Annotated in this window: 33 protein-coding genes; all 33 read right to left on the reverse strand. The window is 38.4% G+C overall.

Annotated features, from left to right (window positions below; all coding sequences use genetic code 11):
* The coding region (locus K345_RS23500) for a hypothetical protein (RefSeq protein ID WP_037572417.1) at window positions 1-1,418 on the reverse strand (1,418 nt) is incomplete at its 3' end.
* Between the two features lie 81 nt (window positions 1,419-1,499).
* Window positions 1,500-1,874 (reverse strand): 50S ribosomal protein L17, encoded by a 375-nt coding sequence (gene rplQ, locus K345_RS21030; protein ID WP_053228293.1) that lies wholly within the window; start codon window positions 1,872-1,874, stop codon window positions 1,500-1,502.
* A 4-nt stretch (window positions 1,875-1,878) separates the two neighbouring features.
* Window positions 1,879-2,913, reverse strand: a complete 1,035-nt coding sequence (locus K345_RS0112870; protein WP_028974508.1) for a DNA-directed RNA polymerase subunit alpha — start codon at window positions 2,911-2,913, stop codon at window positions 1,879-1,881.
* 21 nt (window positions 2,914-2,934) lie between these two features.
* The gene (gene rpsK / locus K345_RS0112875; RefSeq protein ID WP_028974509.1) at window positions 2,935-3,315 is read right to left on the reverse strand and encodes a 30S ribosomal protein S11; all 381 of its coding nucleotides are present in this window, start codon (window positions 3,313-3,315) and stop codon (window positions 2,935-2,937) included.
* Between the two features lie 17 nt (window positions 3,316-3,332).
* Window positions 3,333-3,698 (reverse strand): 30S ribosomal protein S13, encoded by a 366-nt coding sequence (rpsM, locus tag K345_RS0112880; protein ID WP_028974510.1) that lies wholly within the window; start codon window positions 3,696-3,698, stop codon window positions 3,333-3,335.
* A 13-nt stretch (window positions 3,699-3,711) separates the two neighbouring features.
* Complete coding sequence (rpmJ, locus tag K345_RS22940; RefSeq protein WP_083963765.1) at window positions 3,712-3,825, reverse strand: 50S ribosomal protein L36; 114 nt, start codon at window positions 3,823-3,825, stop codon at window positions 3,712-3,714.
* Between the two features lie 12 nt (window positions 3,826-3,837).
* Window positions 3,838-5,157 carry a preprotein translocase subunit SecY gene (gene secY, locus K345_RS0112885; protein WP_028974511.1) on the reverse strand — a complete coding sequence of 440 codons (1,320 nt, stop codon included), beginning with the start codon at window positions 5,155-5,157 and terminating at the stop codon, window positions 3,838-3,840.
* 11 nt (window positions 5,158-5,168) lie between these two features.
* Window positions 5,169-5,627: a 50S ribosomal protein L15 gene (gene rplO, locus K345_RS0112890; RefSeq protein WP_028974512.1), complete on the reverse strand. Its 459-nt coding sequence runs from the start codon at window positions 5,625-5,627 to the stop codon at window positions 5,169-5,171.
* 1 nt (window position 5,628) lies between these two features.
* Window positions 5,629-5,826 (reverse strand): 50S ribosomal protein L30, encoded by a 198-nt coding sequence (gene rpmD, locus K345_RS0112895; RefSeq protein WP_028974513.1) that lies wholly within the window; start codon window positions 5,824-5,826, stop codon window positions 5,629-5,631.
* Between the two features lie 3 nt (window positions 5,827-5,829).
* The gene (gene rpsE / locus K345_RS0112900) at window positions 5,830-6,324 is read right to left on the reverse strand and encodes a 30S ribosomal protein S5 (protein ID WP_028974514.1); all 495 of its coding nucleotides are present in this window, start codon (window positions 6,322-6,324) and stop codon (window positions 5,830-5,832) included.
* A gap of 11 nt (window positions 6,325-6,335) precedes the next feature.
* Entirely contained in the window at window positions 6,336-6,692 is a 357-nt protein-coding gene (gene rplR, locus K345_RS0112905) for a 50S ribosomal protein L18 (protein ID WP_028974515.1), read from the reverse strand.
* Between the two features lie 10 nt (window positions 6,693-6,702).
* Window positions 6,703-7,242 carry a 50S ribosomal protein L6 gene (rplF, locus tag K345_RS0112910; protein WP_028974516.1) on the reverse strand — a complete coding sequence of 180 codons (540 nt, stop codon included), beginning with the start codon at window positions 7,240-7,242 and terminating at the stop codon, window positions 6,703-6,705.
* Window positions 7,243-7,254: 12 nt separating this feature from the next.
* A complete protein-coding gene (rpsH, locus tag K345_RS0112915; RefSeq protein WP_028974517.1) occupies window positions 7,255-7,653 on the reverse strand; it encodes a 30S ribosomal protein S8 in 399 nt (132 codons plus the stop codon).
* Between the two features lie 10 nt (window positions 7,654-7,663).
* Entirely contained in the window at window positions 7,664-7,849 is a 186-nt protein-coding gene (locus K345_RS22945; protein ID WP_083963766.1) for a type Z 30S ribosomal protein S14, read from the reverse strand.
* A 9-nt stretch (window positions 7,850-7,858) separates the two neighbouring features.
* Window positions 7,859-8,407 (reverse strand): 50S ribosomal protein L5, encoded by a 549-nt coding sequence (gene rplE / locus K345_RS0112920; RefSeq protein WP_028974518.1) that lies wholly within the window; start codon window positions 8,405-8,407, stop codon window positions 7,859-7,861.
* Window positions 8,407-8,721 (reverse strand): 50S ribosomal protein L24, encoded by a 315-nt coding sequence (gene rplX, locus K345_RS0112925; RefSeq protein WP_028974519.1) that lies wholly within the window; start codon window positions 8,719-8,721, stop codon window positions 8,407-8,409. The genes rplE and rplX overlap by 1 nt, the downstream gene beginning before the upstream one ends.
* Before the next feature lie 12 nt (window positions 8,722-8,733).
* Window positions 8,734-9,102 (reverse strand): 50S ribosomal protein L14, encoded by a 369-nt coding sequence (gene rplN / locus K345_RS0112930; protein WP_028974520.1) that lies wholly within the window; start codon window positions 9,100-9,102, stop codon window positions 8,734-8,736.
* A gap of 20 nt (window positions 9,103-9,122) precedes the next feature.
* Window positions 9,123-9,374, reverse strand: coding sequence for a 30S ribosomal protein S17 (gene rpsQ, locus K345_RS0112935; RefSeq protein WP_028974521.1), 252 nt, complete (start codon window positions 9,372-9,374; stop codon window positions 9,123-9,125).
* Between the two features lie 15 nt (window positions 9,375-9,389).
* Window positions 9,390-9,590 (reverse strand): 50S ribosomal protein L29, encoded by a 201-nt coding sequence (gene rpmC / locus K345_RS0112940; protein WP_028974522.1) that lies wholly within the window; start codon window positions 9,588-9,590, stop codon window positions 9,390-9,392.
* A 4-nt stretch (window positions 9,591-9,594) separates the two neighbouring features.
* Complete coding sequence (rplP, locus tag K345_RS0112945; RefSeq protein WP_028974523.1) at window positions 9,595-10,011, reverse strand: 50S ribosomal protein L16; 417 nt, start codon at window positions 10,009-10,011, stop codon at window positions 9,595-9,597.
* Between the two features lie 2 nt (window positions 10,012-10,013).
* The gene (gene rpsC, locus K345_RS0112950) at window positions 10,014-10,712 is read right to left on the reverse strand and encodes a 30S ribosomal protein S3 (protein WP_028974524.1); all 699 of its coding nucleotides are present in this window, start codon (window positions 10,710-10,712) and stop codon (window positions 10,014-10,016) included.
* Between the two features lies 1 nt (window position 10,713).
* A complete protein-coding gene (gene rplV, locus K345_RS0112955; protein ID WP_028974525.1) occupies window positions 10,714-11,076 on the reverse strand; it encodes a 50S ribosomal protein L22 in 363 nt (120 codons plus the stop codon).
* A gap of 8 nt (window positions 11,077-11,084) precedes the next feature.
* Window positions 11,085-11,363, reverse strand: a complete 279-nt coding sequence (gene rpsS, locus K345_RS0112960; RefSeq protein WP_028974526.1) for a 30S ribosomal protein S19 — start codon at window positions 11,361-11,363, stop codon at window positions 11,085-11,087.
* Window positions 11,364-11,372: 9 nt separating this feature from the next.
* The gene (gene rplB, locus K345_RS0112965) at window positions 11,373-12,197 is read right to left on the reverse strand and encodes a 50S ribosomal protein L2 (RefSeq protein ID WP_028974527.1); all 825 of its coding nucleotides are present in this window, start codon (window positions 12,195-12,197) and stop codon (window positions 11,373-11,375) included.
* A gap of 17 nt (window positions 12,198-12,214) precedes the next feature.
* Window positions 12,215-12,523 (reverse strand): 50S ribosomal protein L23, encoded by a 309-nt coding sequence (rplW, locus tag K345_RS0112970; protein WP_028974528.1) that lies wholly within the window; start codon window positions 12,521-12,523, stop codon window positions 12,215-12,217.
* A 9-nt stretch (window positions 12,524-12,532) separates the two neighbouring features.
* On the reverse strand, window positions 12,533-13,162 hold the full coding sequence (gene rplD, locus K345_RS0112975; protein WP_028974529.1) for a 50S ribosomal protein L4: 630 nt from the start codon (window positions 13,160-13,162) through the stop codon (window positions 12,533-12,535).
* A 9-nt stretch (window positions 13,163-13,171) separates the two neighbouring features.
* Window positions 13,172-13,792: a 50S ribosomal protein L3 gene (rplC, locus tag K345_RS0112980; protein WP_028974530.1), complete on the reverse strand. Its 621-nt coding sequence runs from the start codon at window positions 13,790-13,792 to the stop codon at window positions 13,172-13,174.
* Window positions 13,793-13,823: 31 nt separating this feature from the next.
* Complete coding sequence (gene rpsJ / locus K345_RS0112985) at window positions 13,824-14,132, reverse strand: 30S ribosomal protein S10 (protein WP_028974531.1); 309 nt, start codon at window positions 14,130-14,132, stop codon at window positions 13,824-13,826.
* A 55-nt stretch (window positions 14,133-14,187) separates the two neighbouring features.
* Window positions 14,188-15,375 carry an elongation factor Tu gene (gene tuf / locus K345_RS0112990; RefSeq protein ID WP_028974532.1) on the reverse strand — a complete coding sequence of 396 codons (1,188 nt, stop codon included), beginning with the start codon at window positions 15,373-15,375 and terminating at the stop codon, window positions 14,188-14,190.
* Window positions 15,376-15,693: 318 nt separating this feature from the next.
* Window positions 15,694-16,164 carry a 30S ribosomal protein S7 gene (rpsG, locus tag K345_RS0112995; RefSeq protein ID WP_028974533.1) on the reverse strand — a complete coding sequence of 157 codons (471 nt, stop codon included), beginning with the start codon at window positions 16,162-16,164 and terminating at the stop codon, window positions 15,694-15,696.
* Window positions 16,165-16,174: 10 nt separating this feature from the next.
* Window positions 16,175-16,549 carry a 30S ribosomal protein S12 gene (gene rpsL / locus K345_RS0113000; protein ID WP_028974534.1) on the reverse strand — a complete coding sequence of 125 codons (375 nt, stop codon included), beginning with the start codon at window positions 16,547-16,549 and terminating at the stop codon, window positions 16,175-16,177.
* Window positions 16,550-16,718: 169 nt separating this feature from the next.
* Window positions 16,719-20,966: a DNA-directed RNA polymerase subunit beta' gene (gene rpoC / locus K345_RS0113005; protein ID WP_028974535.1), complete on the reverse strand. Its 4,248-nt coding sequence runs from the start codon at window positions 20,964-20,966 to the stop codon at window positions 16,719-16,721.
* Between the two features lie 8 nt (window positions 20,967-20,974).
* Complete coding sequence (gene rpoB, locus K345_RS0113010; protein WP_028974536.1) at window positions 20,975-24,475, reverse strand: DNA-directed RNA polymerase subunit beta; 3,501 nt, start codon at window positions 24,473-24,475, stop codon at window positions 20,975-20,977.
* Window positions 24,476-24,486 lie beyond the last annotated feature (11 nt).

Genomic DNA, 24,486 nt, shown 5'->3' on the forward strand with positions numbered 1-24,486 from the left:
ACTTCATCTAACTCTTCAACTTCATCTAACTCTTCGACTTCATCTAACTCTTTGACTTCATCTAACTCTTCGACTTCATCTAACTCTTCGACTTCATCTAGTTCTTCGACTTCATCTAGTTCTTCGACTTCATCTAGTTCTTCAGTTTGTGCATTAACCGGGGACACAATTCCATTGTTCTTATTATTTTGATTTAGTAGGCTTTTTAGTAGTTCTTCAATCTTTACTAAATCCAGGTTTGAGTCTTGACTATATTTATGTGTTAATACGTCAACAATCTCTGTAATACTACTATCAATTAGTTCATTTATCTCTTCTCTATCTTTTCTTTTTATATGTCCAAGACTTTTATTTAAATTCTTTTTTATAACTACTTCTTTTCTTGCAAATTTTTTCTTCCAAACTAATGGGTCACCTTCTCTTGAATTAATAAAATCTTTAATAGCGTTAATTTGAAACATCTTTATCTGTTTTCTAGCTTTACTCAATGGGGTTGGGATTAGACTCAATAACCAGAAAAATAAGACTATTAATACTAAAAAAGAGGATAGAACTAATATGATTTTGTCAATTTCAGGTAATAACAACTTATCACTATTAAATATATATATGCTATTTTTTCTTGATACAGCTAAAAATTCATTACCTTCATCAGTAATACCAATTGGGGTTATTTCAGTAGAGGTATTCATCACTGTATTTAGTGTTTCTTCCAATTTATGATCATATTTCCTGGTAAGTCCCAGAATAAATTTATTATTATTTGTCAACTTGAGGTAAATTGATCCTATAGCACTATTACTTTGAACTATATATGTTTGTAGATCGCGTATAGAGACACCCAATACGGCAGTACCTTTATAAATATCCAAACTATCGATTATTGGATAACAGAACAATATTAATTGCTTATTTTCATCAGTGCTGATGTGATAGCTTTCTTCTGGATCAGACATCACATCCTTACTGGATAGACTAGGTTCGATAGCTTCCCACTTTTTATATATGCGGTCATAAGCTGTTTCACGAAGTAAGTCAGAATTGACTGTTGAAAAATGTATAGATTCCCCATCTTTATCTATAATTCTTATATAAGAAACACCATCAACTAGATCTTTGAATGATTGACTTAAAGTAAAAGATCTATTTATATCTAATCTTTTTTGTTGAGTATCAAAAGTATTAACAACCCAATCGTCTTTTAGATATTCCTGAAAAGATTTGGACTTTTCTGAAAAATACTGATCAAGTATGACTTCAAACTGATCTAATCTTTTATTGTAGTCATTTATAACCTTCTGATTATAGAATTGTGATTCTACATAGTTGAAAATACTCTCATTAAAAAATAGAGCTGCGAAAGAGAGTATTATTATAGAACTAAATAAAGATATTGAAATCTTAAGACTTGAAGACAAGTTATCACCTACTCAATAATTATTATAATTATCGGTAAAAAATCTAAATAAGCAAAAAAAAAGCTGCCCGTAGGCAGCTCTTTATGCTTCTTCCTTAACTTTTCGTTCAACAAGCTCAAGAATTACCACTTCTGCAGCATCTCCCTGACGTTGTCCTAGTTTAAGGATTCTAGTATAACCCCCTGGTCTTTCTGTAAACCTAGGAGCAATATCTGTAAATAATTTTGCAAGAATTGCTTTATCAGTTATTCTTTTTGCTACAATTCTTCTATTATGAACACTATCAACTTTTGCTCTAGTGATCATTTTTTCAGCGTCACGTCTAACTTCTTTAGCTTTCGCCTGAGTAGTCTTTATTCTTTCATTCTTAAAAAGAGACATGACCATATTTCGCTTTAATGCCTTCCTGTGGCTTGCCTTTCTCCCAAGACGGTTAAAACCTTTCCTGTGATTCATTGATCTATTCCTTTTTTCCGAGTTTCAATGAGTTTTTGAGGACGCTCTCGTCAGTTATACCAAGACTTAAACCTCTTTCTTTTAACTTCATTTTAATCTCTTCAAGAGACTTTTTACCGAAGTTTCTTGTTTTGGCGATCTCATCTTCAGTTTTCTTGATCAGATCACCAATAGTTTCAATCTTAGCATTCTTAAGACAATTACTTGATCTAACTGTAAGTTCCAATTCCTCAACAGGTGTACTTAACAAGGCATCAAGAGCTTCCTGTTCCTCATCAACTTCTTCATCACCCATGATTTCATCTTCATCAAAATTAATAAAGATTGTAAAATGCTCCTTAGCAATTTTGGCTGCTTCAGCCAAAGCATCTTCAGGAGCAATAGTTCCATCAGTAAAGATCTCTAAAGTTAACTTATCGTAGTCAGCACGTTGTCCAACTCGAGTATCCTCAACTTGATATTTTACCCGTTTAACAGGAGAGAAAATGGCGTCCATCGGGATCGTACCAATAATATCTATGTACTTTTCGTTCAATTCAGAAGGAACATATCCACGTCCTAAATCAACTTGAATCTCCATTTGTACATGAGCATCTTCCATAAGTGTTGCAATAACTAAATCTTTAGATACAACAGTAACACCATCTTTCTCTAAGTCTGAACCTAAAATAGCTCCAGCACCTTTTTTTTCAATCACAATTGTCTTTTGCTCTTCATCTTCACCAAGAGCAATCTGCAAATGCTTCAAGTTTGAAATTATTTGAGGTGTATCCTCTACAACATCAGGTATAGCTTCGAATTCAGATGAAATAACATGTGGTGTACCTTCAGAATCGTAACTAGTCACATGAATTGCAGAAACAGCATACCCTTGTATGGAAGACAGTAGAATTCTTCTTAAAGAATTCCCTATTGTTGTACCGTATCCCCTTTCGAAAGGATAAGCTATGAACTTACCATAATTGGAATTCAACTCACCATGTTCGAAAGTTAGTCCTTTAGGTCGTTTGAATCCTTTTAAAAGGTTTTTACGCGCCATTTATACTCCTCTGCCTTACTTTTATACTCTTCGACTCTTACGAGGTCGACAACCATTATGTGGAATAGGTGTTATATCCCTGATGCTTTTCACTCTAAGACCTAAAGCACCTAATGATCGGATAGCAGACTCTCGTCCTACACCTGGTCCTTTCACATAAACATGAACGTCTCTAAGACCGAAATCTTTCGCTCTTGTAGCTGCAGCTTCGGCTGTAGTCTGTGCGGCATAAGGAGTAGACTTCTTAGCTCCCTTGAATCCTAAAGATCCAGCACTTGCCCAGGAAATTGCATTTCCTTTCATATCAGCGACGGTAACAATTGTATTATTGAAGGTAGCTTGAATAAAAACTTGTCCTTCAACAACCGTCTTTTTGTCTTTTTTCTTCTTAACCTTAGCCAATGGAAAAAACCTCCATCTTATTTCTTTTTGTTAGCAACAGTTTTCTTTTTACCCTTACGAGTTCTGGCATTAGTTTTAGTTCTCTGCCCTCGTAATGGTAATCCTCTTCTGTGTCGTAGTCCTCTATAGCAACCAATATCCATTAATCTCTTAATATTTAGTGCTACTTCAGATCGAAGACGACCTTCTACAGTATAATCATTTTCAATGATCTTTCGTAAATCATTGACTTGATCATTAGTAAGATCCTTTGTTCTTGACATAGGATCCAATTTTGTTGCTTCACAAATTTTCTTTGCTGAAGTCCGTCCTATACCATAAATATAGGTTAACGCAATTTCCAGCGGTTTGTTTGGTAAATCAATACCAGCAATACGAGCCATCTAGAATGCCCCCTTACTTCTGTCTTTGTTTGTGCTTTGGATTTTCGCAAATTATTCTAACAACTCCACGTCGACGAATAATTTTACACTTATCACAAATCGGCTTTACACTAACACGTACCTTCATACTATTTCTCCCTTAGAGATTCCTGGATCTCAACTTACCTTTTTTTGTCAAACCATCATGATGATGCATTCGTAAATGTCCCTCTATTTGACTCATTGTATCTAGGTCTACGCCAACCATAATCAACAACGAAGTACCACCCATTAAATAGGCTACTTGAGTTGGAAACCCAAATACACTTTGCACGATAGAAGGTACAATTGCTATAAAAGCCAAAAACAATGATCCAGGAAGAATTATCCTGTTAAGGATTCTTGTCAGGTATTCCTCTATCTTTTCACTTCTAATACCTGGTATTGTTCCACCATTCTCACGAATTTGCTTAGCAATCTCTAATGGATTCAAACTAACCTGAGTATAAAAATAAGCGAAAAAGATAATCAATAATGTATAAATGACCATATACGTAATTCCACCAGGTTGTAACCAAGTGTAAACAGTCCTTAACCATTTATACTGGACTCCTAAGTTATTAGCGATCTGTAATGGAAATGTCATTACAGATGAAGCAAAAATAACAGGAATTACACCAGAAGGATTTATTTTGAAAGGTATATAGGTGTTTTGTCCCCCATACATCTTTCTACCAACTATCCTTTTAGCATAATTCACAGGAATCTTTCTCTGTCCCTGCTGCTCATATATTACCAGTGCTATAACACCGATAAACATAACAAAAACTAGTAGAACAAAAACAAGGTTCAAACGATTTTCTCGAATTGCTCTGATAAGAACATAAATTCCATTTGGCATTCGAGCAACTATACCTGCGAAAATTAATAATGATATTCCATTACCTATCCCGCGTTGGTTAATCTGTTCCCCTAACCACATCAAGAACACTGTTCCAGTTGTTACTGTCAACATTGCTATTATTGTGTATTCCGTTCTACCTATTGTTAATATATCAGGAATGCTATTAGCATACACGGCAGCGGCATAAGATTGTATCAAAGCTACTACAATTGTACCGTACCGCGTATATCTTTGGACTTTCTTGCGTCCCCCATCCTCTTCAGAGATTTTTCTCAAGGAGGGGAAAGCAAGCATCATAAGCTGCATAATAATAGACGTTGATATATATGGCATTATCCCCAGCATAAATATCGAAAAATTCTTAAACGCTCCACCAGCAAAGAAATCCATATAATCTGCAATTCCTAACCCTGACCCTTGGTGCGTATCAAAATAGTTCTTCAGAGCTGTGGGATTAATCCCGGGAATGGGAAGTGTCCCCCCAATTCTAAAAACAATCAAGACCCCAAGTGTAAAGAGTACTCTGGATCTGAGGTCTTTAATCTTAAAGATGTCGACTAGAGGATTGTTTGCCATTTACCTATCCATTATTCCTTTTCTGTTTTTTCGGAGACAGTTCCGCCTGCGGCAAGAATAGCTTCTTTTGCTGAAGTTGAAATTCTATCCAATTCAACAGTTAGCTTTTTCTTGATTTCGCCGTTACCCAACAACTTAACATCAGTCACACTATTTTTAATTAGTCCAACCTTCTTAAGTGTATCAAGATTAACTTTATCTCCACTCTTAAATCTGTTTTGCAGATCTATGAGATTTATAACAACATACTCTTTCTTGAATCTCGCATTTGAGAAACCTCTCCGAGCAAGTCGTCTATATAAAGGCATCTGACCACCCTCAAAACCAGGTCGTACTTTACCACCTGATCTTGCATTCTGGCCATTACTACCTCGACCGGAAGTCTTACCAACACCTGTTGCCCGACCTCGACCTACGATTTTTTTCTTTTTCGTAGCACCCTTAGGTGCTCGAATCTCGAATTGTGCCATATTATACGATCTCCTCGACTTCTACAAGGTGAGAAATAGAATTTATCATACCCTGTATTGCAGGATTAACTTCTTTTTCAACAACAGATCCAATCTTACCCAATCCGAGAGCTTTTACAGTTCTCTTTTGAGTTTTAATACGACCAATTATCGAACGAACCAATCTTACTCGTACCTTCTTTACTTTCGCTTTAGCCATTGGTTACCCCCACATGTCCTTAATGCTTCTTCCTCGATTGGAAGCAACATTTCTAGCTAAAAGAAGACTACTAAGACCATCAAAAGTTGCCTTAATAATATTCATATTGTTACCAGAACCAAGGGATTTACTGAGGATATCATTGATACCAGCAGCTTCCATAACAGCACGAACGGCACCACCAGCGATAATTCCTGTACCAGGTGCCGCAGGTTTAAGAAGCACGTTAGCACTCTTAAACTCCCCATTAACAATATGAGGAATTGTATTCTTATAGATAGGAACATTAATCATACTTGACTTTGCCTTATCTACTGATTTTCGAATAGCTTCAGTTACGTCATTAGCTTTACCAAATCCATAACCAACTCTACCGTTACCATCACCTACAACCATTAAGGCTGAAAAGCTGAACCTACGTCCACCTTTCACAACCTTAGCTACACGGTTTAGGCGAATCAATTTTTCAACAAATTCATTATCTTTGTTCTGATCCACTCTAAAACCTCCTAGAATTCGATCCCAGCTTTTCGAGCACCATCGGCTACGGCTTTAACTAAACCGTGGTACAAAAAACCATTTCGATCAAAGACTACATTAGATATTTTTTTCTCTAAGAGTCTTTTTCCGATTAACTCTCCTAAAGCTGTCGCCCCTTCTACGTTATGAGCAATTTTTGCATCTTTTTCATAGGAGGACGCAGATACAATGGTTACACCATCAATATCATTTATAACCTGAGCACTAATGTGTTTATTACTCTTAAATACACTAAGTCTTGGTCTGTCAGCAGTTCCAGAGAGTCTGCCTCTGATTCGAAGCTTTCGCTTCGCTCTTCGCTTATTTTTCTCAACAAGTTTCTTCATACTACTCTACCTACTTAACACCGGACTTACCGACTTTTCTACGAATGTGTTCTTCTTCGTACTTGATACCCTTACCTTTGTAAGGTTCTGGTGGTCTAAGTCCTCTGATTTCAGCAGCAACTTGTCCAACCTTCTGTTTATCAATTCCGAGAACAGCAACTTTCGTATTACTGTCGATCTTGACCTCAACACCTTCAGGAACAACATATTCAATTTGAGTAGAGTACCCAAGGTTAAATGTTACAATATTACCTTTAGTCTCTGCTCTGTATCCAACTCCGTTTATTACTAAATTCTTAGTAAAACCTTTAGATACACCTTCGACCATGTTTGCCAAAAGGTTTCTATACAAACCATGATAACTTCGAGAAGGTTTACTATCATCAACTCGATTTACAGTTACAACGTTACCTTCTTGAGCGAAAGTAACATGTGGTTTGTAATCCTGGGAAAGCTTTCCTTTGGGACCTTCTACAGTAAAAAGGTTGTCCCCGAAGGTAACCTTTACACCCTGAGGTAGCTCAATAGGTTTTTTACCAATTCGTGACATTCTAGTCCCCTCTTACCATACAGAACAGATAAGCTCACCGCCCATCTTCTTCTCTGCAGCTTTCTTACCGGTTGTAACCCCTTCCGATGTGGAAATAATTAGAGTTCCAAATCCGTTTAATACTCTAGGCATTTTTTTATAACCTGAGTAAACCCGTCTTCCTGGAGTTGATAATCTTTCAATTCCGTGGATCACTGGATTTTCTTTTACATCATACTTCAAAAACACTCGAATAACATCTTTGTCTTCTGAAGTGATTTTTTTGAAGTTCTTTACATAACCTTCATTTTTCAGAATCTTTACGATTTCCATCTTAATCTTGGAAGGAGTAATATCAACCTTCTCATGAGTTGCAGAAACCGCATTCCGAATTTTTGTCAGCATATCCGCTACTGGATCTGATACTGCCATCTTCGTACTCCTACCAGCTTGATTTTGTTACGCCAGGAATCAGCCCCTCGCTCGCAAGCTTTCTGAAACAGATCCTGCACATCTGAAACTTTCTCATATAACCTCGAGGTCGTCCACAAACGCGGCATCTATTGACCTTTCGAGTGGAGTATTTAGGCTTTCGTAAAGCCTTTACGATCATGGAAGTTTTTGCCATTTTCGTCTCCTATTTCTTAAAAGGCATACCAAGTTTAGCTAATAATTCCTTAGCTTCTTGATCTGTCTTAGCAGTTGTGATTACAGCAACATTTAAGCCGCTTACCTTCTCAATCTTGTCATAATCGATTTCTGGGAAAATAATTTGTTCTGTGATACCCAAGGAGTAATTTCCATGACCATCAAACGCTTTATTATTTACACCACGAAAGTCTTTAACTCGAGGTAGAGCTACATTAATTAGACGATCAAGGAATTCCCACATGATAGTACCTCGTAGAGTTACTTTTGCACCAATTTCCTGACCTTGTCTTACTTTAAACGCCGCTACAGATTTTCGAGCTTTAGTTTTCATAGCCTTTTGACCAGTTATTAGTGAGATTTCAGAAGTAATTGAATCTAATAGCTTCTTATTCTGAATCGCTTCACCAACACCAGCACTAACTACAACTTTCTCGACTCGAGGAATCTGCATAACAGACTTGTAGCTGAATTGTTCTTTCAACTCACCAGCAACTGAATCCTGATATTTCATTTTCAATCGTGGAACACTTGCCATTACAGTACATCCCCCGTCTTCTTACTAAAACGAACCTTCTTACCCTTTTCTGTTTTAAAACCAATTCGAGTGGGTTCACCCTTTTTAGTCATTAAAGCAACATTGGATATATGAAGCGCCGCTTCTATCTCGATTATACCACCCTTTTCTTGGGCAGATTTAGGCTTAACTGTCTTCTTGACTACATTAATGCCTTCGACAACAACACGTTCTTTTTCTCTGTCGATCTTTAAGATCTTTCCAGTTTTACCTTTGTCTTTACCGGAAAGAACCTTAACCATATCGTTCTTTTTCAATTTGGTCTTAACAGCCATCTTTCCTTCCTCCTAGAGAACCTCGGGAGCTAAGGATACAATCTTCATGAATCCAACTTCTCGTAGCTCTCTGGCGACCGGCCCAAAAATACGCTTACCACGTGGTGCGTTATGCGCATCAATAATAACACAAGCGTTATCATCAAAACGTATATATGTTCCGTCAGGCCTTCTGATTTCTTTGCTCGTCCGTACAACTACGGCTTTTTGAACATCCCCTTTCTTAATAGGTGCATTAGGTAAGGCGTCCTTTACGGCAACAACGACGATATCGCCTATTGAAGCAAATGTTCTATGAGAACCGCCAAGAACTTTAATTACCTGTACCCGTTTTGCACCACTGTTGTCGGCGACGTTCAGGTAGGTTTGCATTTGTACCATATCTAAACTCCTTTACCCGACTACTTAGCTCGCTCAACAACTTCTACAAGTCGCCATCGCTTATCTTTACTCATTGGACGAGACTCAATGATTCGTACAGTATCACCAATATGAGCCTCATTATTTTCATCATGAGTCTTATATTTTTTGCTACGAGTCACGTATTTCTTGTAAAGAGGATGAAGAGCTTTGGTTGTAACCGTAACTGTAATGGTTTTCTCCATCTTATCACTTACAACCTGACCAACAAATTGCTTTTTTTCAATTTTTATAGCCACTGTCTTCTCCTATGCCTTACGAAGACCAAGTTCGTATTCTCGAATTATGGTATTCAATCGCGCTAGATTCCTACGTAGAGATCTTTTCTCTAAAGGATTCTCAACGTGTCCTACTACCATGTTCATACGAAGGTCAAAGTATTTTTTATTTATTTCTTCATACTTTGCTTTGGCTTCATCTAAGGTTAATTCTTTGTAAGAATTTTTCATAATCTTATCCCAACTCTCTTCGTGTTACGAATTTAGTCTTAATGGGGAGCTTAGCACTCGCCAATTTCATCGCTTCTGCTGCAAGTTCCTCAGGAACACCTGACATTTCAAACATCATAGTACCTGGTTTAACTACAGCAACCCACTTCTCTGGATTTCCCTTACCTTTTCCCATTCGGGTTTCAGCAGGTTTCTTTGTATAAGGAACATCAGGGAAGATTCGAATCCAAACCTTACCACCCCTTTTGATATGCCTTGTCATAGCAATACGGGCTGCCTCTATTTGACGGTTAGTGATCCATTTGTTCTCTAAACTCATCAAACCGAACTCACCAAAGGATACTTTGTTTCCTCTCTGTGCGTTACCGTCTAAGACTCCACGTTGTTGCTTTCGATATTTTATCTTTTTAGGACTTAACATCTCTAGCTCCTTGCAGACCGTTCTTTGGTTTTCTTAACCAATAGACCGGCATCTTCTTTAGTATCTTTAGATAGGATTTCTCCCTTAAAGACCCATACCTTACAACCGATCTTACCAAATGTTGTATCAGCTTCAGCAAATCCATAATCAATATCAGCTCTAAAAGTATGAAGAGGGACTCGGCCTTCTTTCATTTCCATTTCTCGAGCCATTTCCGCTCCGCCTAAGCGTCCAGAAACTTTGATCTTGATACCTTGAACTCCACCTCGTACTGCGTTTTGTGTGGCCATCTTAAGAGCTCTTCTAAAAGAACCTTTAGACTTAAGTTGTCTTGCCACATTTAATGCAATTACTTGAGCATCAGCTTCAGGCTTCTTAATTTCTTTTATCTTAAGTTGAACTTTTTTATCAGTTAACTTCTGAAGCTTAGTACTAATTTTTTCAATATTAGCACCTTTTGCTCCAATAATAACACCTGGTCTTGCAGTGTGTACAACAATAGTTACCCTTTGAGGTTGTCGTACAATTTCTACATTACCAATTTCTGCGCTTCGAGCCTCAGAAGTGTTCATCAACGCTTTACGAAGATTTAAATCTTCATGAAGAGTATCTGCATACTCACGAGGAGAAACATACCAACGGGATTTCCAGGTTTTGTTAATACCTAATCTAAGACCATAAGGATGTACTTTCTGACCCATCTTACTCTCCCGCCTTTGAAATTTCTTCTACTACAACAGAGATATGACAGCTTCTTTTAATAAGCCTGTCTGCCCGTCCTCTTGATCGTGGCCAAATTCTTTTTTGACTTGGCCCTTCATCAACCATAAGCTCTTTTACAATAAGCATCTCTTCATCAAGTTGCTTATTTGTATATAATGCGTTGGCTGCCGCTGACTGGATAACCTTCCTTAAAAGCTTTGCACTTTTGTTTGGCATGCTTTCCAGCAAAGCGATAGCTTCTGTATATGGCTTAGTGCGTACATTATCAGCAATGGGTCTTACCTTAAATGCTGACATTGGCAATCTCTTTGCAACTGCTCTGTATCCCTTATTAGCTTCCATACCCTAACCTATCTCTTGCCTTTTTTATCCGAACCAGCGTGCCCTCTGAAGAATCTAGTTGGAGCAAATTCTCCTAACTTGTGACCAACGAGGTTTTCAGTAACATAAACAGGAACCCAAGTTTTTCCGTTATACACAGAAATGGTTAAACCAACCATTTCAGGGATGATTGTTGAAGTCCTGGAATATGTCTTGATCATTTTTTTGGAGCCGGCCTTTGTCATTTCTACAACTTTTTTGTAGAGACTCTTAGCGATAAAAGGACCTTTCTTTACAGATCTAGACACACGCTACTCCTATTTCCTTCTTGAAACAATAAACTTGTTAGAAGGTTTAAATTTCTTTCTTGTCTTCTTACCCTTGGTTGAGATACCCCAAGGTGTAACCGGATGTCGACCACCAGAAGTTTTACCTTCACCACCACCATGTGGGTGATCAACTGGGTTCATTACAACCCCTCGAACTTTAGGACGTTTACCTAACCATCGGCTTCTACCTGCTTTACCAAGTGAAACATTCATATGGTCTTCATTTCCAATTGAACCTATTGTTGCGGAACATTTTTTGAAAACCATTCTCATTTCACCAGAAGGCAACTTAACAGTAACATAGTCACCGTCTTTAGCAGCTATCATAGCACTAGTTCCAGCAGAACGAACTAACTGTCCACCCTTACCAAGTTGAAGTTCAATATTGTGAATAACACGTCCAACAGGAATATTCTCCAAAGGAAGTGAGTTTCCAATTTCAATAGGTGCATCAGGACCAGCTTGGATCGTGCTACCAACATTTAAGCCTTTTGGAGCTATAATGTATCTTTTTTCACCATCAAGATAATGGATTAATGCAATATTTGCACTTCTATTTGGATCGTATTCAATATGAGCGACTTTACCAGGAACAGAAAACTTGTTTCTTCTAAAGTCAATTGCTCTATATTTCTTTTTGTGTCCACCGCCTCGGCGACGTACACTGATTCTTCCACCAGCGCCTCTTCCAGCGTTCTTTCCCTTACCAGAAGTCAATGACTTCTCAGAACCACGTCTAGTGATATCATCAAAAGTAAGAGATGTCTTGAAACGAAGGCCAGGTGTATTTGGTTTGTATGATTTAATTCCCATCTATAACCCCTTCGCTCCTAGGCGCCTTCAAAGATATCAATCTTGTCACCGGCTTTAATAGTGACGATAGCCTTTTTCCAAGACTTTCCGGCACCTGTGCCTCTTCTATGACCAGATTTTGAAGCTACTGATTTTGCTTTTGCCTTTACATTAATAATGTTGCAGCACTTTACAGTAACTTTAAATACTTCACTGATAGCGGAGATAACATCAACCTTGTTAGCCCTAGGATCTACTTTGAAAACATATTTCTTAGCTTCACCTTCTCTCAATGAATTGGTTTTTTCGGTTAATACCGGTGCAATAATAACTTGTTCAGCTCTCATGTCGCCCCCCTATTTACCTTCACCGTAGAATTCATTGAGATTTAAGGCTGCACCTTCTTGCACAATTACATTCTTTGAATAAAACAAATCATGTGCTCTCAATCTGTTATATGACAAGAACTTCACCCAAGGAAGGTTTCTACCAGCTCTTCTAATCATGGCGTCATCCTCTTTAAGGATAACAATAGCTTTTTCCTGAGGAGCTAAATTAGTCAGAATCTTTACAAGATCCTTTGTTTTACCACTTTCAATAGTAAAATCTTCTATTACTTTAAAATCCTCACCAGCTGCCTTTAAACTCAATATTGACTTCAACGCCAATCTTTTGACTTTTTTTGGTAAGCTATAGCTATAATCCCGTGGCTTAGGTCCAAACACAACACCACCACCTCTCCAAAGAGGGGATCTTTTATGTCCGGCTCGAGCACGACCAGTACCCTTTTGTCTCCATGGTTTTGCACCACTACCATTAACCTCACTACGGTTTTTGGTAGAAGCAGTACCAACACGAAGGTTAGCTAGTTCGTTTCGAATTGCATGATAGATGGAACCTTCAGAGACTTCCCGTGCGAACACAGTGTCATCTAACTGAATCTTACGGAGTTCTTTTCCATCTACTGAATAGACTGCTTTGTCCATAATATTCCTCTATTTCTTCTTAGCCTTTTTAACGACTACAAATCCGTCTTTATTTCCAGGAACAGCTCCCTTTACAAGGAGAACCTGGCTTTCTGTATCAACAGCAACGACTCTCAAATTCTGTACTGTCTTTTTGTCACCACCCATTCTACCGGCCATTTTCAGACCTTTGATGGTTTTTGAAGGGGTTGCAGCCATACCGGTTGAACCGTTGGCTCTGTGAAACTTCGAACCGTGAGTGGCTCTACCACCACTAAATCCGTGTCTCTTCATAACACCCTGGAAACCCTTACCTTTACTTTGACCTGTTATGTCTACAAAAGATAAGTCTTCAAGTAGTTCGACACCAAAAATGTCACCCACTTTGCATTCCTTTTCAAAATCCTTCATTTCTACAAGACATTTCTTAGGTTTAACACCTTCAGTAAATTGTCCTGCGAACGGCTTAGTAATTCGGCTTTCTTTTTTATCAACAGTACCAAGAACTATAGAATTATAGCCGTGCTTTTCGGTGTTCCGCTCTTCGATAACTGTATTAGGTTCAACCTTAATAACTGTTACTGGCGTTAGGACGCCCTGCTCATCGAACACCTGAGTCATTCCTACTTTCTTGCCGATCAGCCCTATCATCTTATACCCCAATTCTTAGTCTAATAACCAACTACTGCTTGATCTCTACATCAACACCAGCAGGTAACTCTAACTGCATCAATGCATCCATTACCGCAGAGGTCGGTTCAAGAATGTCGATGAGCCTTTTATGCGTTCGCATCTCAAACTGCTCCCTACTCTTCTTGTTAACGTGAGGAGACCGCAGTACGGTATACTTGTTAATCTTAGTAGGCAATGGAATAGGTCCACTAACCTTAGTACCTGCCTTCTGTACTGTTTGAACAATACTTCTAGCACTTTGATCGATTAACTCTACGTCAAAACCTCTGAGTCTGACTCGAATTCTTTCGCTACTCATCATAACTCCCAAAAAAAAGCCTCGCCTAGGAGCGAGGCCCCATTGTTATCAATACTTACTCGATTATCTCGATTACCTGTCCAGAGGCGACTGTTCGTCCACCTTCTCGGATAGCAAATCGAAGACCCTTATCCATCGCAACTGGGTGAATAAGTTCTACTGTAAGCTCAGTGTTGTCACCAGGCATAACCATTTGTTTATCTTCAGGAAGAGTTACTGTACCAGTAATATCTGTTGTTCTGAAGTAGAACTGAGGTCTATAACCAGAGAAGAATGGATTATGTCGTCCACCTTCATCTTTGGTCAAACAATAAATTGTTGCCTTGAACTTAGTATGAGGAGTAATTGTTCCTGGTTTTGCAAGAACCTGTCCTCTTTCAACTTCTTTCTTGTCAACACCTCGAAGAAGCGCACCAATGTTATCACCGGCTTGACCTTCATCAAGAAGTTTGTTGAACATTTCAACACCAGTACAAGTAGTCTTCTTAGTATCTTTAATACCAACGATTTCTACTTCTTCACCAACCTTAACGATTCCGCCTTCAATACGTCCAGTTACAACAGTACCTCGACCTTGAATTGAGAAAACGTCTTCAATAGGCATCAAGAAAGGCTTATCTACAGCTCTTTCAGGAATGGGAAAGTAAGTATCCATTGTGTCTAAAAGTTCTTTGATAGGTGCAGTCTTTTCTGCATCAGTAATATTTTCCATTGCTTGGAAAGCAGAACCTTTGATCATTGGAATATTATCTCCATCAAAACCGTAGCTTGAAAGAAGATCTCTTAATTCCATTTCAACAAGCTCAACCAATTCAGGATCAGCTAAGTCCATCTTGTTTAAGAAAACAAGTATTGAAGGTACACCAACCTGATTTGCAAGTAAGATGTGCTCTCTTGTTTGTGGTTCTGGTCCAGAGTCAGCTGCTACTAAAAGAATAGCACCATCCATCTGAGCAGCACCAGTAATCATGTTCTTAACATAGTCCGCGTGTCCTGGGCAGTCTACGTGAGCATAGTGTCTAGTTTCTGTTTCATACTCAATATGTCGAGTATTAATGGTGATACCACGTTGTCGCTCTTCTGGCGCATTGTCGATATCATCGTAGTTAACTTTTTTACCACCCTGTGCAACTGAACAGTATGCAGAAATGGCAGCAGTAAGAGTTGTCTTACCATGGTCAACGTGACCAATAGTTCCTACGTTGATGTGTGGCTTCGTTCTTGCGAATTTTTCCTTAGCCATCACTTCCTCCTTGGCTTAATTTAAAATATGATTTCTCAATATTATTAGGTCATGAGTGATGGCTATTTCCATACAGGACACCTCACCATGCCTACCTACCAATTTTAAGTGATTCTTATGTGCGGATAAAACCCAAGTAAATGGATTTAAAGAGACAAGTTTTAGTCAAAAAATAAATACTTATATAATTCGACTCACACAAAGAACACTAATCCCTAATTCAGCGGCCTAATAGTTCAGGCTTGACTGGGATGATCGGAGGGAATATATCACACTCCCTCCTAATTAAGCAATACCCTTATAAATAATTTGTAAAAATTACCATCTATAATGACTAAATGCTTTGTTAGCTTCCGCCATTCTATGAGTATCTTCTTTCTTCTTGAATGCTGCACCAGTAGAATTAAAAGCGTCTAAAAGCTCAGCAGATAACTTCTCAGCCATAGATTTACCACTTCTGCTTCTGGCAGCCGCAATAATCCATCTCATAGCCAAAGCTTCTCTTCTGCTTTCTCTTACTTCTACCGGAACTTGATAAGTAGAACCGCCAACTCTTCGTGACTTAACTTCTACCATAGGCTTAACATTCTCAATAGCCTTATTAAAGACCTCAATACCTTGAGTATCAGCCTTAGCGCCAATTCTATCAATTGTACTATATACGATTTTTGCAGCTGTTGATTTTTTACCATCAACCATCATTCTTCTTACGAATTTTGTAAGGACCGTAGATCCGAATTGAGGATCTGGGCTTACTGGACGTTTAGCAGCAACTCTTCTTCGTGACATCTAAATCTCCTTACGCCTTAGGTCTCTTAGCACCATATTTAGATCGACCTTGCTTTCGATCCTGAACACCAAAAGTATCTTTTGCTCCACGAACGATGTGATATCTCACACCAGGAAGATCTTTAACTCTTCCACCACGAATAATTACTACTGAGTGTTCTTGTAAATTGTGCCCAATACCTGGGATGTAAGCAGTAACTTCGATTCCATTAGTCAACCTTACACGAGCTACTTTTCGAAGAGCAGAGTTAGGCTTCTTAGGAGTTACTGTCATAACACGTGTACATACACCTCTTTTCTGAGGACAGGCATCAAGTGCACGTGACATTGTCTTTTTAATAGTTCGCTTTCTACCTTGGCGAACTAATTGGTTAATAGTTGGCATTATCTGCTCACTCCTATATTTACTGACACAGTAGAGAACCCAGCATGTTATACCTCAATACCTCGAGGCGATTCCCTAAGGGCCTAATTATCATTAAATTCAAACGAAATAAAAATTAACATAGCACAAAAACAAATTCAAGCCCCTTTTGACGGGGCTTGATACTATTTTATTCTACAGATTCAGGTAATGCTTCCACATCAACGTCATCATGATCATCATATTCACCTTCTTCGTTAGCAACGGCTTCTGCCTTAGCTCGAAGAATCTCTTGTACGTGAGCATCAAGATCTTCTCTTTGGTCATCAAACAGTTTGATCTTACGATATTTTTTCATACCAGTACCAGCAGGAATCAGATGTCCGATAACAACATTTTCTTTCAACCCACGTAGAGCATCCATATCTCCTGCGATGGCAGCATTAGTTAGAACTCTTGTAGTTTCCTGAAAGGAAGCTGCTGATATCCAACTATCAATATTCAGAGAAGCTCTAGTTATTCCCAGAAGTAATGGTTTTGCCATAGCAGGTTGTCCACCATTCTTCTTAACCTTATCATTCTGGAAATTAAACTGATATTTATCAACTTGCTGTCCATAGATAAAGTTTGTATCACCAACTTCGATGATCTCAACTTTTCGCATCATCTGACGTATTATGACACCGATGTGTTTATCGTTAATCTGTACACCCTGAAGTCGATAAACTTCCTGTACTTCATTTACTAAATACTTTTGTAGGGCATTTTCACCTAATATCTCTAAAATATCGTGGGGATCTGTATTACCATCACATAAAGGCTCACCAGCTTCAACAGGGTCTCCATCACGAACAAGTAAATGTTTACCCATAGGTACAAGGTGTTTCAACTTATTGCCATAAGGATCTTCTACCATGACAACTCGCTTTGCCTTCACAATTCCTTCAAATCTGACGATACCACTTATACGTGCTAAAACAGCTTGATTCTTTGGCTTACGTGCTTCAAATAGCTCACCAACACGAGGAAGACCACCAGTAATATCCTGAGTTTTTACTGATTCTTTTAACATTCGAGCTAGAACCTTACCAGCCTTAATCTCGACACCGTCTTCTACCCGAACAAAAGCGCCTCCAGGCAAATAGTAGGAAGTTAAAACATTACCCTCTGCATCTTCAATTAAAATTCGAGGTTGTAAAGACTCTAAAGTATAATCTGTTATCCGTTTCTCTGAACGTCCTGTATCTTCATTTACTTCTGTTCTTAAGGTAGTACCCAATATAATATCTTCATATCGTGTAATACCAGAAACCTCGGCAATGATTGGTTCTGAGAATGGGTCAAAAGTTGCAATGGACTCACCAGGCTCTAATATATCATTTACATCGACAAGAATAACAGAACCATTACGTACTTCAATCTTTTGCTCCTGGGCTACCATTAACAGCTGATTCTTACGAAGATGAACGAATCCGATATCTTCTGCTAATACTTCTTCACCGTTTATTTTATATAAAGCTTCACCACGAATAACCTTTTGACCATCTTCTACAAGGACTTCTTCCTTACCTTCTAGATCAAAAGTTCTTAATATACGTGATACATTAACGAAACCTTTTCTTGTATAAATCCTATCACCAGACTCCTGAGTAACAATGGAACCAATTATTTCCTTTACCAAGACAGAATACTTCAAAGCGATTCTATTTTCTTCAGACCCCTTTGTTGCAACACCACCAATATGGAAAGTTCTCATAGTTAACTGTGTACCTGGTTGACCAATAGATTGCGCAGCAATAATACCTACAGCTTCACCAATATCAACAGTTCGATTAGAAGCTAGGTTACGACCATAACACTTCTGACACACACCATGCTTGGACTCACAGGTTAACACTGTTCTTATACGGACAGATTCAACACCTATCTCTTCCAATTGAATAGCAATTTCATCTGTGATCTGTTCATTTACATCAATAATCACTTCGTCTGTTATAGGGTGCTTAACACGTTCCAGAGTGTAACGGCCCTGGATTCTATCAGCTAAAGATTCAACGATATCTTCACCATCTTTGATAGCTGATGTTTGTATACCATTAATAGTCCCACAATCTTCTTCATTAACAACAACATCTTGCGCAATATCAACAAGACGCCTTGTTAAATAACCTGCATCCGCCGTCTTAAGGGCTGTATCAGCAAGACCTTTACGTGCACCATTGGTCGAAATGAAGAATTCAATTACAGATAGACCTTCTTTAAAGTTGGACCGAATAGGAAGTTCAATAATATCACCTGAAGGTTTAGCCATCAAACCTCTCATTCCTGCTAGCTGTCTTATCTGGTTACGTGATCCACGAGCTCCAGAATTAGCCATCATATAAACGTTATTAAAACCGTCTTTGTCCTTTTCAAGAGTAGCCATCATTTGATTCGTTAAATCTTCATTTGTCTTAGACCAAACTTCGACAACACGGTTATATCTTTCATCCTGTGTAATATGACCTTGTAGATACTGATACTGAATTCTCTCAACTTCAGCATTTGCACTTCCAATAAGGTCTTTCTTTTCATCAGGAATAACAATATCACCCATGGAAATCGTAGCACCAAAAACAGTTGCATACTTAAATCCTGTATTTTTTACAGCATCTAGCATTTCAACAGTCACATAGGAACCATGTTGAGCATAGACTTTGGCAATAACCTTCTTCAGTTCTTTATCACCTAATGTATAATTTACATACTCAATCTCACTAGGCATTGCTTCATTTAGGATGACTCTTCCAGGAGTTGTTTCAATAACTTCTGAGCCTAACTTATACCTAATAACAGAAGCATACTCTAAAGATTCAGCTTCTATGGCCATTTGAATTTCATCGACACCAGTAAAATATCTACCAGCACCTTTCCCGTTCTTTTTGTCTTTTGTTAAATAGTAGATACCAAGAACCATGTCCTGAGAAGGGAATACTATTGGCTTTCCATTGGCAGGGTCTAACAAGTTATTTGCAGACAACATCAGTGTCCAACACTCAATTTGTGCACCCTGAGTTAAAGGAACGTGAACAGCCATCTGGTCCCCATCAAAGTCAGCATTATAAGCATGACAAACTAGGGGATGAAGTTTGATAGCCTTACCCTCAACAAGGACAGGTTCAAAGGCCTGAATACCCAGCCTATGCAATGTAGGTGCACGGTTTAACATTACAGGATGTTCTTTTACAACTTCATCAAGGACTGACCATACTTCTGCAGTTTCATGTTCGACTAAAGTTTTCGCTTTTTTGATATTATAAACAACAGCTTTCTCTACGAGCTTCTTCATAATAAAAGGCTTGTATAATTCTAAAGCCATTTTTGAAGGTAAACCACATTGATGTATCTTGAGCTCTGGTCCTACTACAATTACAGAACGTCCAGAATAATCTACACGCTTACCTAATAAATTCTGTCTAAATCGTCCTTGCTTACCTTTAAGCATGTCAGATAGTGACTTAAGAGGTCTATTAGAAGCACCTTTAACAACTTTTTTCTTCTTTGAGTTATCAAAAAGAGCATCAACAGCTTCTTGGAGCATACGTTTTTCATTACGGATAATGATATCAGGTGCATTTAAAGCCATTAATCTTTTAAGACGATTATTTCTGTTTATTACTCTTCTATATAGATCATTGAGGTCAGAAGTTGCAAATCTACCACCGTCTAATTGTACCATAGGTCGCAAATCTGGTGGAATAACGGGAATGACATCCAATATCATCCACTCTGGTTGATTACCAGAATCACGAAAGTTTTCAACTATTTCTATTCGTTTAAGGAGTCTCTTGTCAGCTTTTGCACCTTTTTCTATCATCTTAGCTCTTAATTCTGCACTTAAGGCATCAAGGTCTAAGTTTTCCAAAAGGGTTCTAACAGCTTCGGCACCAATACCTGCAGTAAAAGACATACCAAAACGTTCTTTAGCTTCCCAGAACTCCTCTTCTGTGAGTAATTCCATTTTTTTAAGATCAGTATCACCTGGCTCAATTACAATATACTTTTCGTAATACAGTATCGATCGAAGAGCTGCAATTGTAAGATCAAGTAATAACCCCATTCTAGAAGGAACAGAACGGTAATACCATATATGTGATACAGGGGATGCTAATTCGATGTGTCCCATTCGTTCACGTCTTACCTTAAAGTGCGTTACTTCAACACCACAACGGTCACAAATAACACCTTTGTATCGGATAGACTTAAACTTACCACAATAACATTCCCACTCTTTTGTGGTACCAAAGATTCTCTCACAGAATAATCCGTCCTTTTCTGGCCGAAGTGTTCTATAATTGATGGTCTCTGGCTTTTTAACTTCCCCGTATGACCAAGCTCTTATCTGGTCAGGGGAAGCTAGTTTTATCATTATACTATCAAAGTCTTGAATATCTCTCATACAGCCTCCTAGAAATGGCTTCCTTGACGACTTATCAGCTCCTCGTCCCTTTCAGTTAAAGGAATCTGTCTGTCTTTCGAGTCATATATGGCAACATCCAATGCCAAACCTCTTAATTCTTGTACCAAAACATTGAAAGATTCTGGAATACCAACTGTTGCAGCATTTTCGCCCTTAACAATGGCCTCATAAATCTTAGCACGCCCAGTCATATCATCTGACTTAATTGTCAACAATTCCTGAAGGGTATTTGCAGCACCATAAGCTTCCAGTGCCCACACTTCCATTTCTCCAAGTCGTTGACCACCAAATTGAGCCTTACCACCTAAGGGCTGTTGTGTCACCAGGGAATAAGGACCAGTAGATCTGGCATGCATTTTGTCGTCAACTAAGTGGTGCAACTTAAGAACATACATTACACCAACGGTTACAGGATTAACAAAAGAAACACCTGTTTTTCCATCATAAAGAGTAACTTTGGAAGTTTTATCAAATCCTGCTGATTCCAACTTGTTTTCAATCATTTCATTAGTTGATGACTGGAATACGGGTGTTGAATACCATTCATCCAGTGCCCATCCTGCCAAACCTAATTCTGATTCCATAATCTGACCAAGGTTCATACGAGAAGGAACACCAAGAGGGTTCAAACATATATCCAAGGATGTACCATCTGCCATATAAGGCATATCTTCCTGAGGAAGAACCCTGGCTACAACCCCTTTATTACCATGCCGACCGGCCATTTTGTCCCCTTCTCTAAGCTTTCGCTTAGTAGCAATAAGAACTTTAACCTGTTCATCAACACCGGGAGATAAATCATCTCCTTCACTTCTTCTTAAACGTTGTATATCTATTACAGTACCATCAAGACCATGAGGAGCTCTTAAAGAAGTATCTCTAACTTCCTTGGCTTTTTCACCAAAGATTGAGTTAAGTAGTTTAAACTCAGGCGTAGTCTCAGTTTCAGACTTGGGAGTAACTTTTCCCACCAAAATTGCACCAGAGTTGACTTTTGCCCCAACCCTCACAATTCCTTCTTCATCTAAGTTATCAAGAGCTTTTTCACCAGTATTAGGAATATCTCTTGTTAATTTCTCTGGTCCTAATTTAGTCTCTCTTACTTCAGTCACATACTCTTTTATATGAATTGAAGTAAAAACATCATTCTTTACAACATTTTCAGAGATTAATATGGCATCTTCATAATTATATCCATTCCAGGGAACAAAACCTACAAGTAAGTTTCTCCCTAAAGCAAGCTCACCACCATAAGTAGCTGGACCATCTGCCAATACTTGTTTAGCAGCGACTTTCTGACCCAACTTAACAACAGGTCGCTGATTTAGACAGGTATCCTGGTTAGTTCGTTGGAATTTTTGAAAAATATACTCATCTCTATCCCATTCATCTTTTGCATCATCTGGCTTAACTATACATTTCGTAGCAGATACGTATTCAACAACACCGGCTCTCTTTGACTTAACAAGAACTCCAGAATCATAGGCTGCTTTAGCTTCCATACCTGTCCCTACTCGAGGTGGTTCAGGGAATAGCAAGGGAACAGCCTGACGTTGCATATTTGATCCCATCAATGCCCGGTTAGCATCATCATGCTCTAAAAAGGGAATCAATGAGGAAGATACTGATATAATCTGTTTAGGACTTACATCCATGTACTGAATATCTTCTGCCGGTTTCGTTGTATAGTCACCAGTCCTGTGCACTGACACAAGATTTTCTAAGAACTCGCCTTCTTTATTGATTTTGGCATTAGCCTGGGCAATGTAATACTTTTCCTCATCCATAGCAGATAAGTATTCGACTTCCTTAGTAGCTTTACCATTGACAACCTTTCGATAAGGAGTTTCAAGAAAACCATAATCATTGACTCTTGTGTAACCTGCGAGAGAAACAATCAAACCGATGTTTGGACCTTCAGGTGTTTCAATAGGACACATACGACCATAATGGGTATAGTGGACGTCACGAACTTCAAAACCTGCTCGATCTCTGGATAAACCACCAGGTCCTAACGCATTAAGACGTCTTTTGTGTGTCAGTTCAGACAAGGGATTAACCTGATCCATAAACTGAGATAATTGAGAAGACCCAAAAAACTCTTTAATAGCAGCAACAATTGGTTTAATAGAGATCAAATCCTGAGGCTTAAGAGTTTCTGCCTCTTTTAAAGACATTCTTTCTTTGGAAATTCTCTCCATTCGGGAAAAGGCTGTTTTCAAGCTGTTTGCTAGTAACTCGCCTACAGATCGAACACGTCTATTTCCTAGGTGATCAATATCATCAACATTTGCTTCACCACTATAGACTTTAATTAGGAATCCCATAGTAGCAGTCACATCATCCTTTGTGAGGACATGAGTATCTGTATCGATATCAAAACCGAATTTTTTATTTAATTTGTATCGCCCAACTCGACCTAAATCGTAACGCCGAGAAGTAAAGAACATAGAATTCAAATCCTTCTCAGCACTCTCTACAGTTATAGGTTCACCAGGCATTAGAACTGCATAAACCGCACTAAGAGCATCTTCTTTAGTTGGTTCATCCTGTTCAGAACTATCTTTTGTATATTTAGTTTCTTCACGTTCAAAACAATTGAGAATCATAGCAGAATGAAGTGATTCAGGATGATTAAAATCAATTATTTCTACTTCATTTACATTACTATGCAAAAGCTCATCTAGATCATGGGGATGAATTTTATCTCCAGCTTTGTATAACTTACGAGATTCCTCACCTTCGCCGACGAAAACAGCCCTTGCTAAATATTTGTTTACAAGGCCTTCGTCTTTAGCCTTATCACCAGCTATGACAACTTTTTCTTTCTTGTAGAAAACATCAATGAGTTTTTCACGGGAATCATAACCTAAGGCTCTTAAGAAAAGAGTACCTAAGATTCTTTTTTTCCTATCAATTTTTGCATAAACAAGTTCTTTCTTCTGATCAATTTCGAACTCTAACCATGAACCTCTATAAGGTATTATTCGAGAGGAATAAACACCCTTTTCATCTGAGAAAACGACACCAGGTGATCTATGAATTTGACTTACAACAACACGTTCAGCACCATTAATTATAAAGGTACCCCTTTCAGTCATAAGTGGGATATCTCCCATATAGATACTCTTTTGACGTATCTCACCTGTACTTTGAAAAATCAGATTAATTTGAGCCTTAATAGGCACAGCATAAGTAAGTCCTTTCTGTTTACACTCAGCTTCAGAAAGCTTTTTCGCTTCCTCATCCAAAGTATAACCTGCGTATTCAAGAACTAGGTCTCCACTTGGACTTTCGATAGGGAAAACAGATTGGAACACATCTTCTAGGCCCTGCTCATTAGGCGTTAACCCTTTAGACAGAACTTCCCTTTGCAAAAACTTCTCGTATGAAGCTAGCTGAATATCAACCAGGTTAGGCAATTCCATAACTTCTTCGTACTCAACACCCATGTATGTACGCTCTATTGCCTTGTCCCGCTTAAACATTCCACACCCCC

Origin of the sequence: Spirochaeta cellobiosiphila DSM 17781 (assembly GCF_000426705.1) — a bacterium.
In the GTDB taxonomy this organism is placed as follows: domain Bacteria; phylum Spirochaetota; class Spirochaetia; order DSM-17781; family DSM-17781; genus Spirochaeta_E; species Spirochaeta_E cellobiosiphila.

Bases quoted from the DNA above. Each gene is read 5' to 3' on its own strand.
- rplQ (WP_053228293.1), bottom strand. From the start codon at position 1,874: ATGAATCACAGGAAAGGTTTTAACCGTCTTGGGAGAAAGGCAAGCCAC.
- K345_RS0112870 (WP_028974508.1), bottom strand. From the start codon at position 2,913: ATGGCGCGTAAAAACCTTTTAAAAGGATTCAAACGACCTAAAGGACTA.
- rpsM (WP_028974510.1), bottom strand. From the start codon at position 3,698: ATGGCTCGTATTGCTGGTATTGATTTACCAAACAAACCGCTGGAAATT.
- rpmJ (WP_083963765.1), bottom strand. From the start codon at position 3,825: ATGAAGGTACGTGTTAGTGTAAAGCCGATTTGTGATAAGTGTAAAATT.
- secY (WP_028974511.1), bottom strand. From the start codon at position 5,157: ATGGCAAACAATCCTCTAGTCGACATCTTTAAGATTAAAGACCTCAGA.
- rplO (WP_028974512.1), bottom strand. From the start codon at position 5,627: ATGGCACAATTCGAGATTCGAGCACCTAAGGGTGCTACGAAAAAGAAA.
- rpmD (WP_028974513.1), bottom strand. From the start codon at position 5,826: ATGGCTAAAGCGAAAGTAAAGAAGGTACGAGTAAGATTGGTTCGTTCG.
- rplR (WP_028974515.1), bottom strand. From the start codon at position 6,692: ATGAAGAAACTTGTTGAGAAAAATAAGCGAAGAGCGAAGCGAAAGCTT.
- rplF (WP_028974516.1), bottom strand. From the start codon at position 7,242: ATGTCACGAATTGGTAAAAAACCTATTGAGCTACCTCAGGGTGTAAAG.
- rpsH (WP_028974517.1), bottom strand. From the start codon at position 7,653: ATGGCAGTATCAGATCCAGTAGCGGATATGCTGACAAAAATTCGGAAT.
- K345_RS22945 (WP_083963766.1), bottom strand. From the start codon at position 7,849: ATGGCAAAAACTTCCATGATCGTAAAGGCTTTACGAAAGCCTAAATAC.
- rplE (WP_028974518.1), bottom strand. From the start codon at position 8,407: ATGGCAAGTGTTCCACGATTGAAAATGAAATATCAGGATTCAGTTGCT.
- rplX (WP_028974519.1), bottom strand. From the start codon at position 8,721: ATGGCTGTTAAGACCAAATTGAAAAAGAACGATATGGTTAAGGTTCTT.
- rplN (WP_028974520.1), bottom strand. From the start codon at position 9,102: ATGGTACAAATGCAAACCTACCTGAACGTCGCCGACAACAGTGGTGCA.
- rpmC (WP_028974522.1), bottom strand. From the start codon at position 9,590: ATGAAAAATTCTTACAAAGAATTAACCTTAGATGAAGCCAAAGCAAAG.
- rplP (WP_028974523.1), bottom strand. From the start codon at position 10,011: ATGTTAAGTCCTAAAAAGATAAAATATCGAAAGCAACAACGTGGAGTC.
- rpsC (WP_028974524.1), bottom strand. From the start codon at position 10,712: ATGGGTCAGAAAGTACATCCTTATGGTCTTAGATTAGGTATTAACAAA.
- rplV (WP_028974525.1), bottom strand. From the start codon at position 11,076: ATGGAAGCTAATAAGGGATACAGAGCAGTTGCAAAGAGATTGCCAATG.
- rplB (WP_028974527.1), bottom strand. From the start codon at position 12,197: ATGGGAATTAAATCATACAAACCAAATACACCTGGCCTTCGTTTCAAG.
- rplW (WP_028974528.1), bottom strand. From the start codon at position 12,523: ATGAGAGCTGAACAAGTTATTATTGCACCGGTATTAACCGAAAAAACC.
- rplD (WP_028974529.1), bottom strand. From the start codon at position 13,162: ATGGACAAAGCAGTCTATTCAGTAGATGGAAAAGAACTCCGTAAGATT.
- rplC (WP_028974530.1), bottom strand. From the start codon at position 13,792: ATGATAGGGCTGATCGGCAAGAAAGTAGGAATGACTCAGGTGTTCGAT.
- rpsJ (WP_028974531.1), bottom strand. From the start codon at position 14,132: ATGAGTAGCGAAAGAATTCGAGTCAGACTCAGAGGTTTTGACGTAGAG.
- tuf (WP_028974532.1), bottom strand. From the start codon at position 15,375: ATGGCTAAGGAAAAATTCGCAAGAACGAAGCCACACATCAACGTAGGA.
- rpsG (WP_028974533.1), bottom strand. From the start codon at position 16,164: ATGTCACGAAGAAGAGTTGCTGCTAAACGTCCAGTAAGCCCAGATCCT.
- rpsL (WP_028974534.1), bottom strand. From the start codon at position 16,549: ATGCCAACTATTAACCAATTAGTTCGCCAAGGTAGAAAGCGAACTATT.
- rpoC (WP_028974535.1), bottom strand. From the start codon at position 20,966: ATGAGAGATATTCAAGACTTTGATAGTATAATGATAAAACTAGCTTCC.
- rpoB (WP_028974536.1), bottom strand. From the start codon at position 24,475: ATGTTTAAGCGGGACAAGGCAATAGAGCGTACATACATGGGTGTTGAG.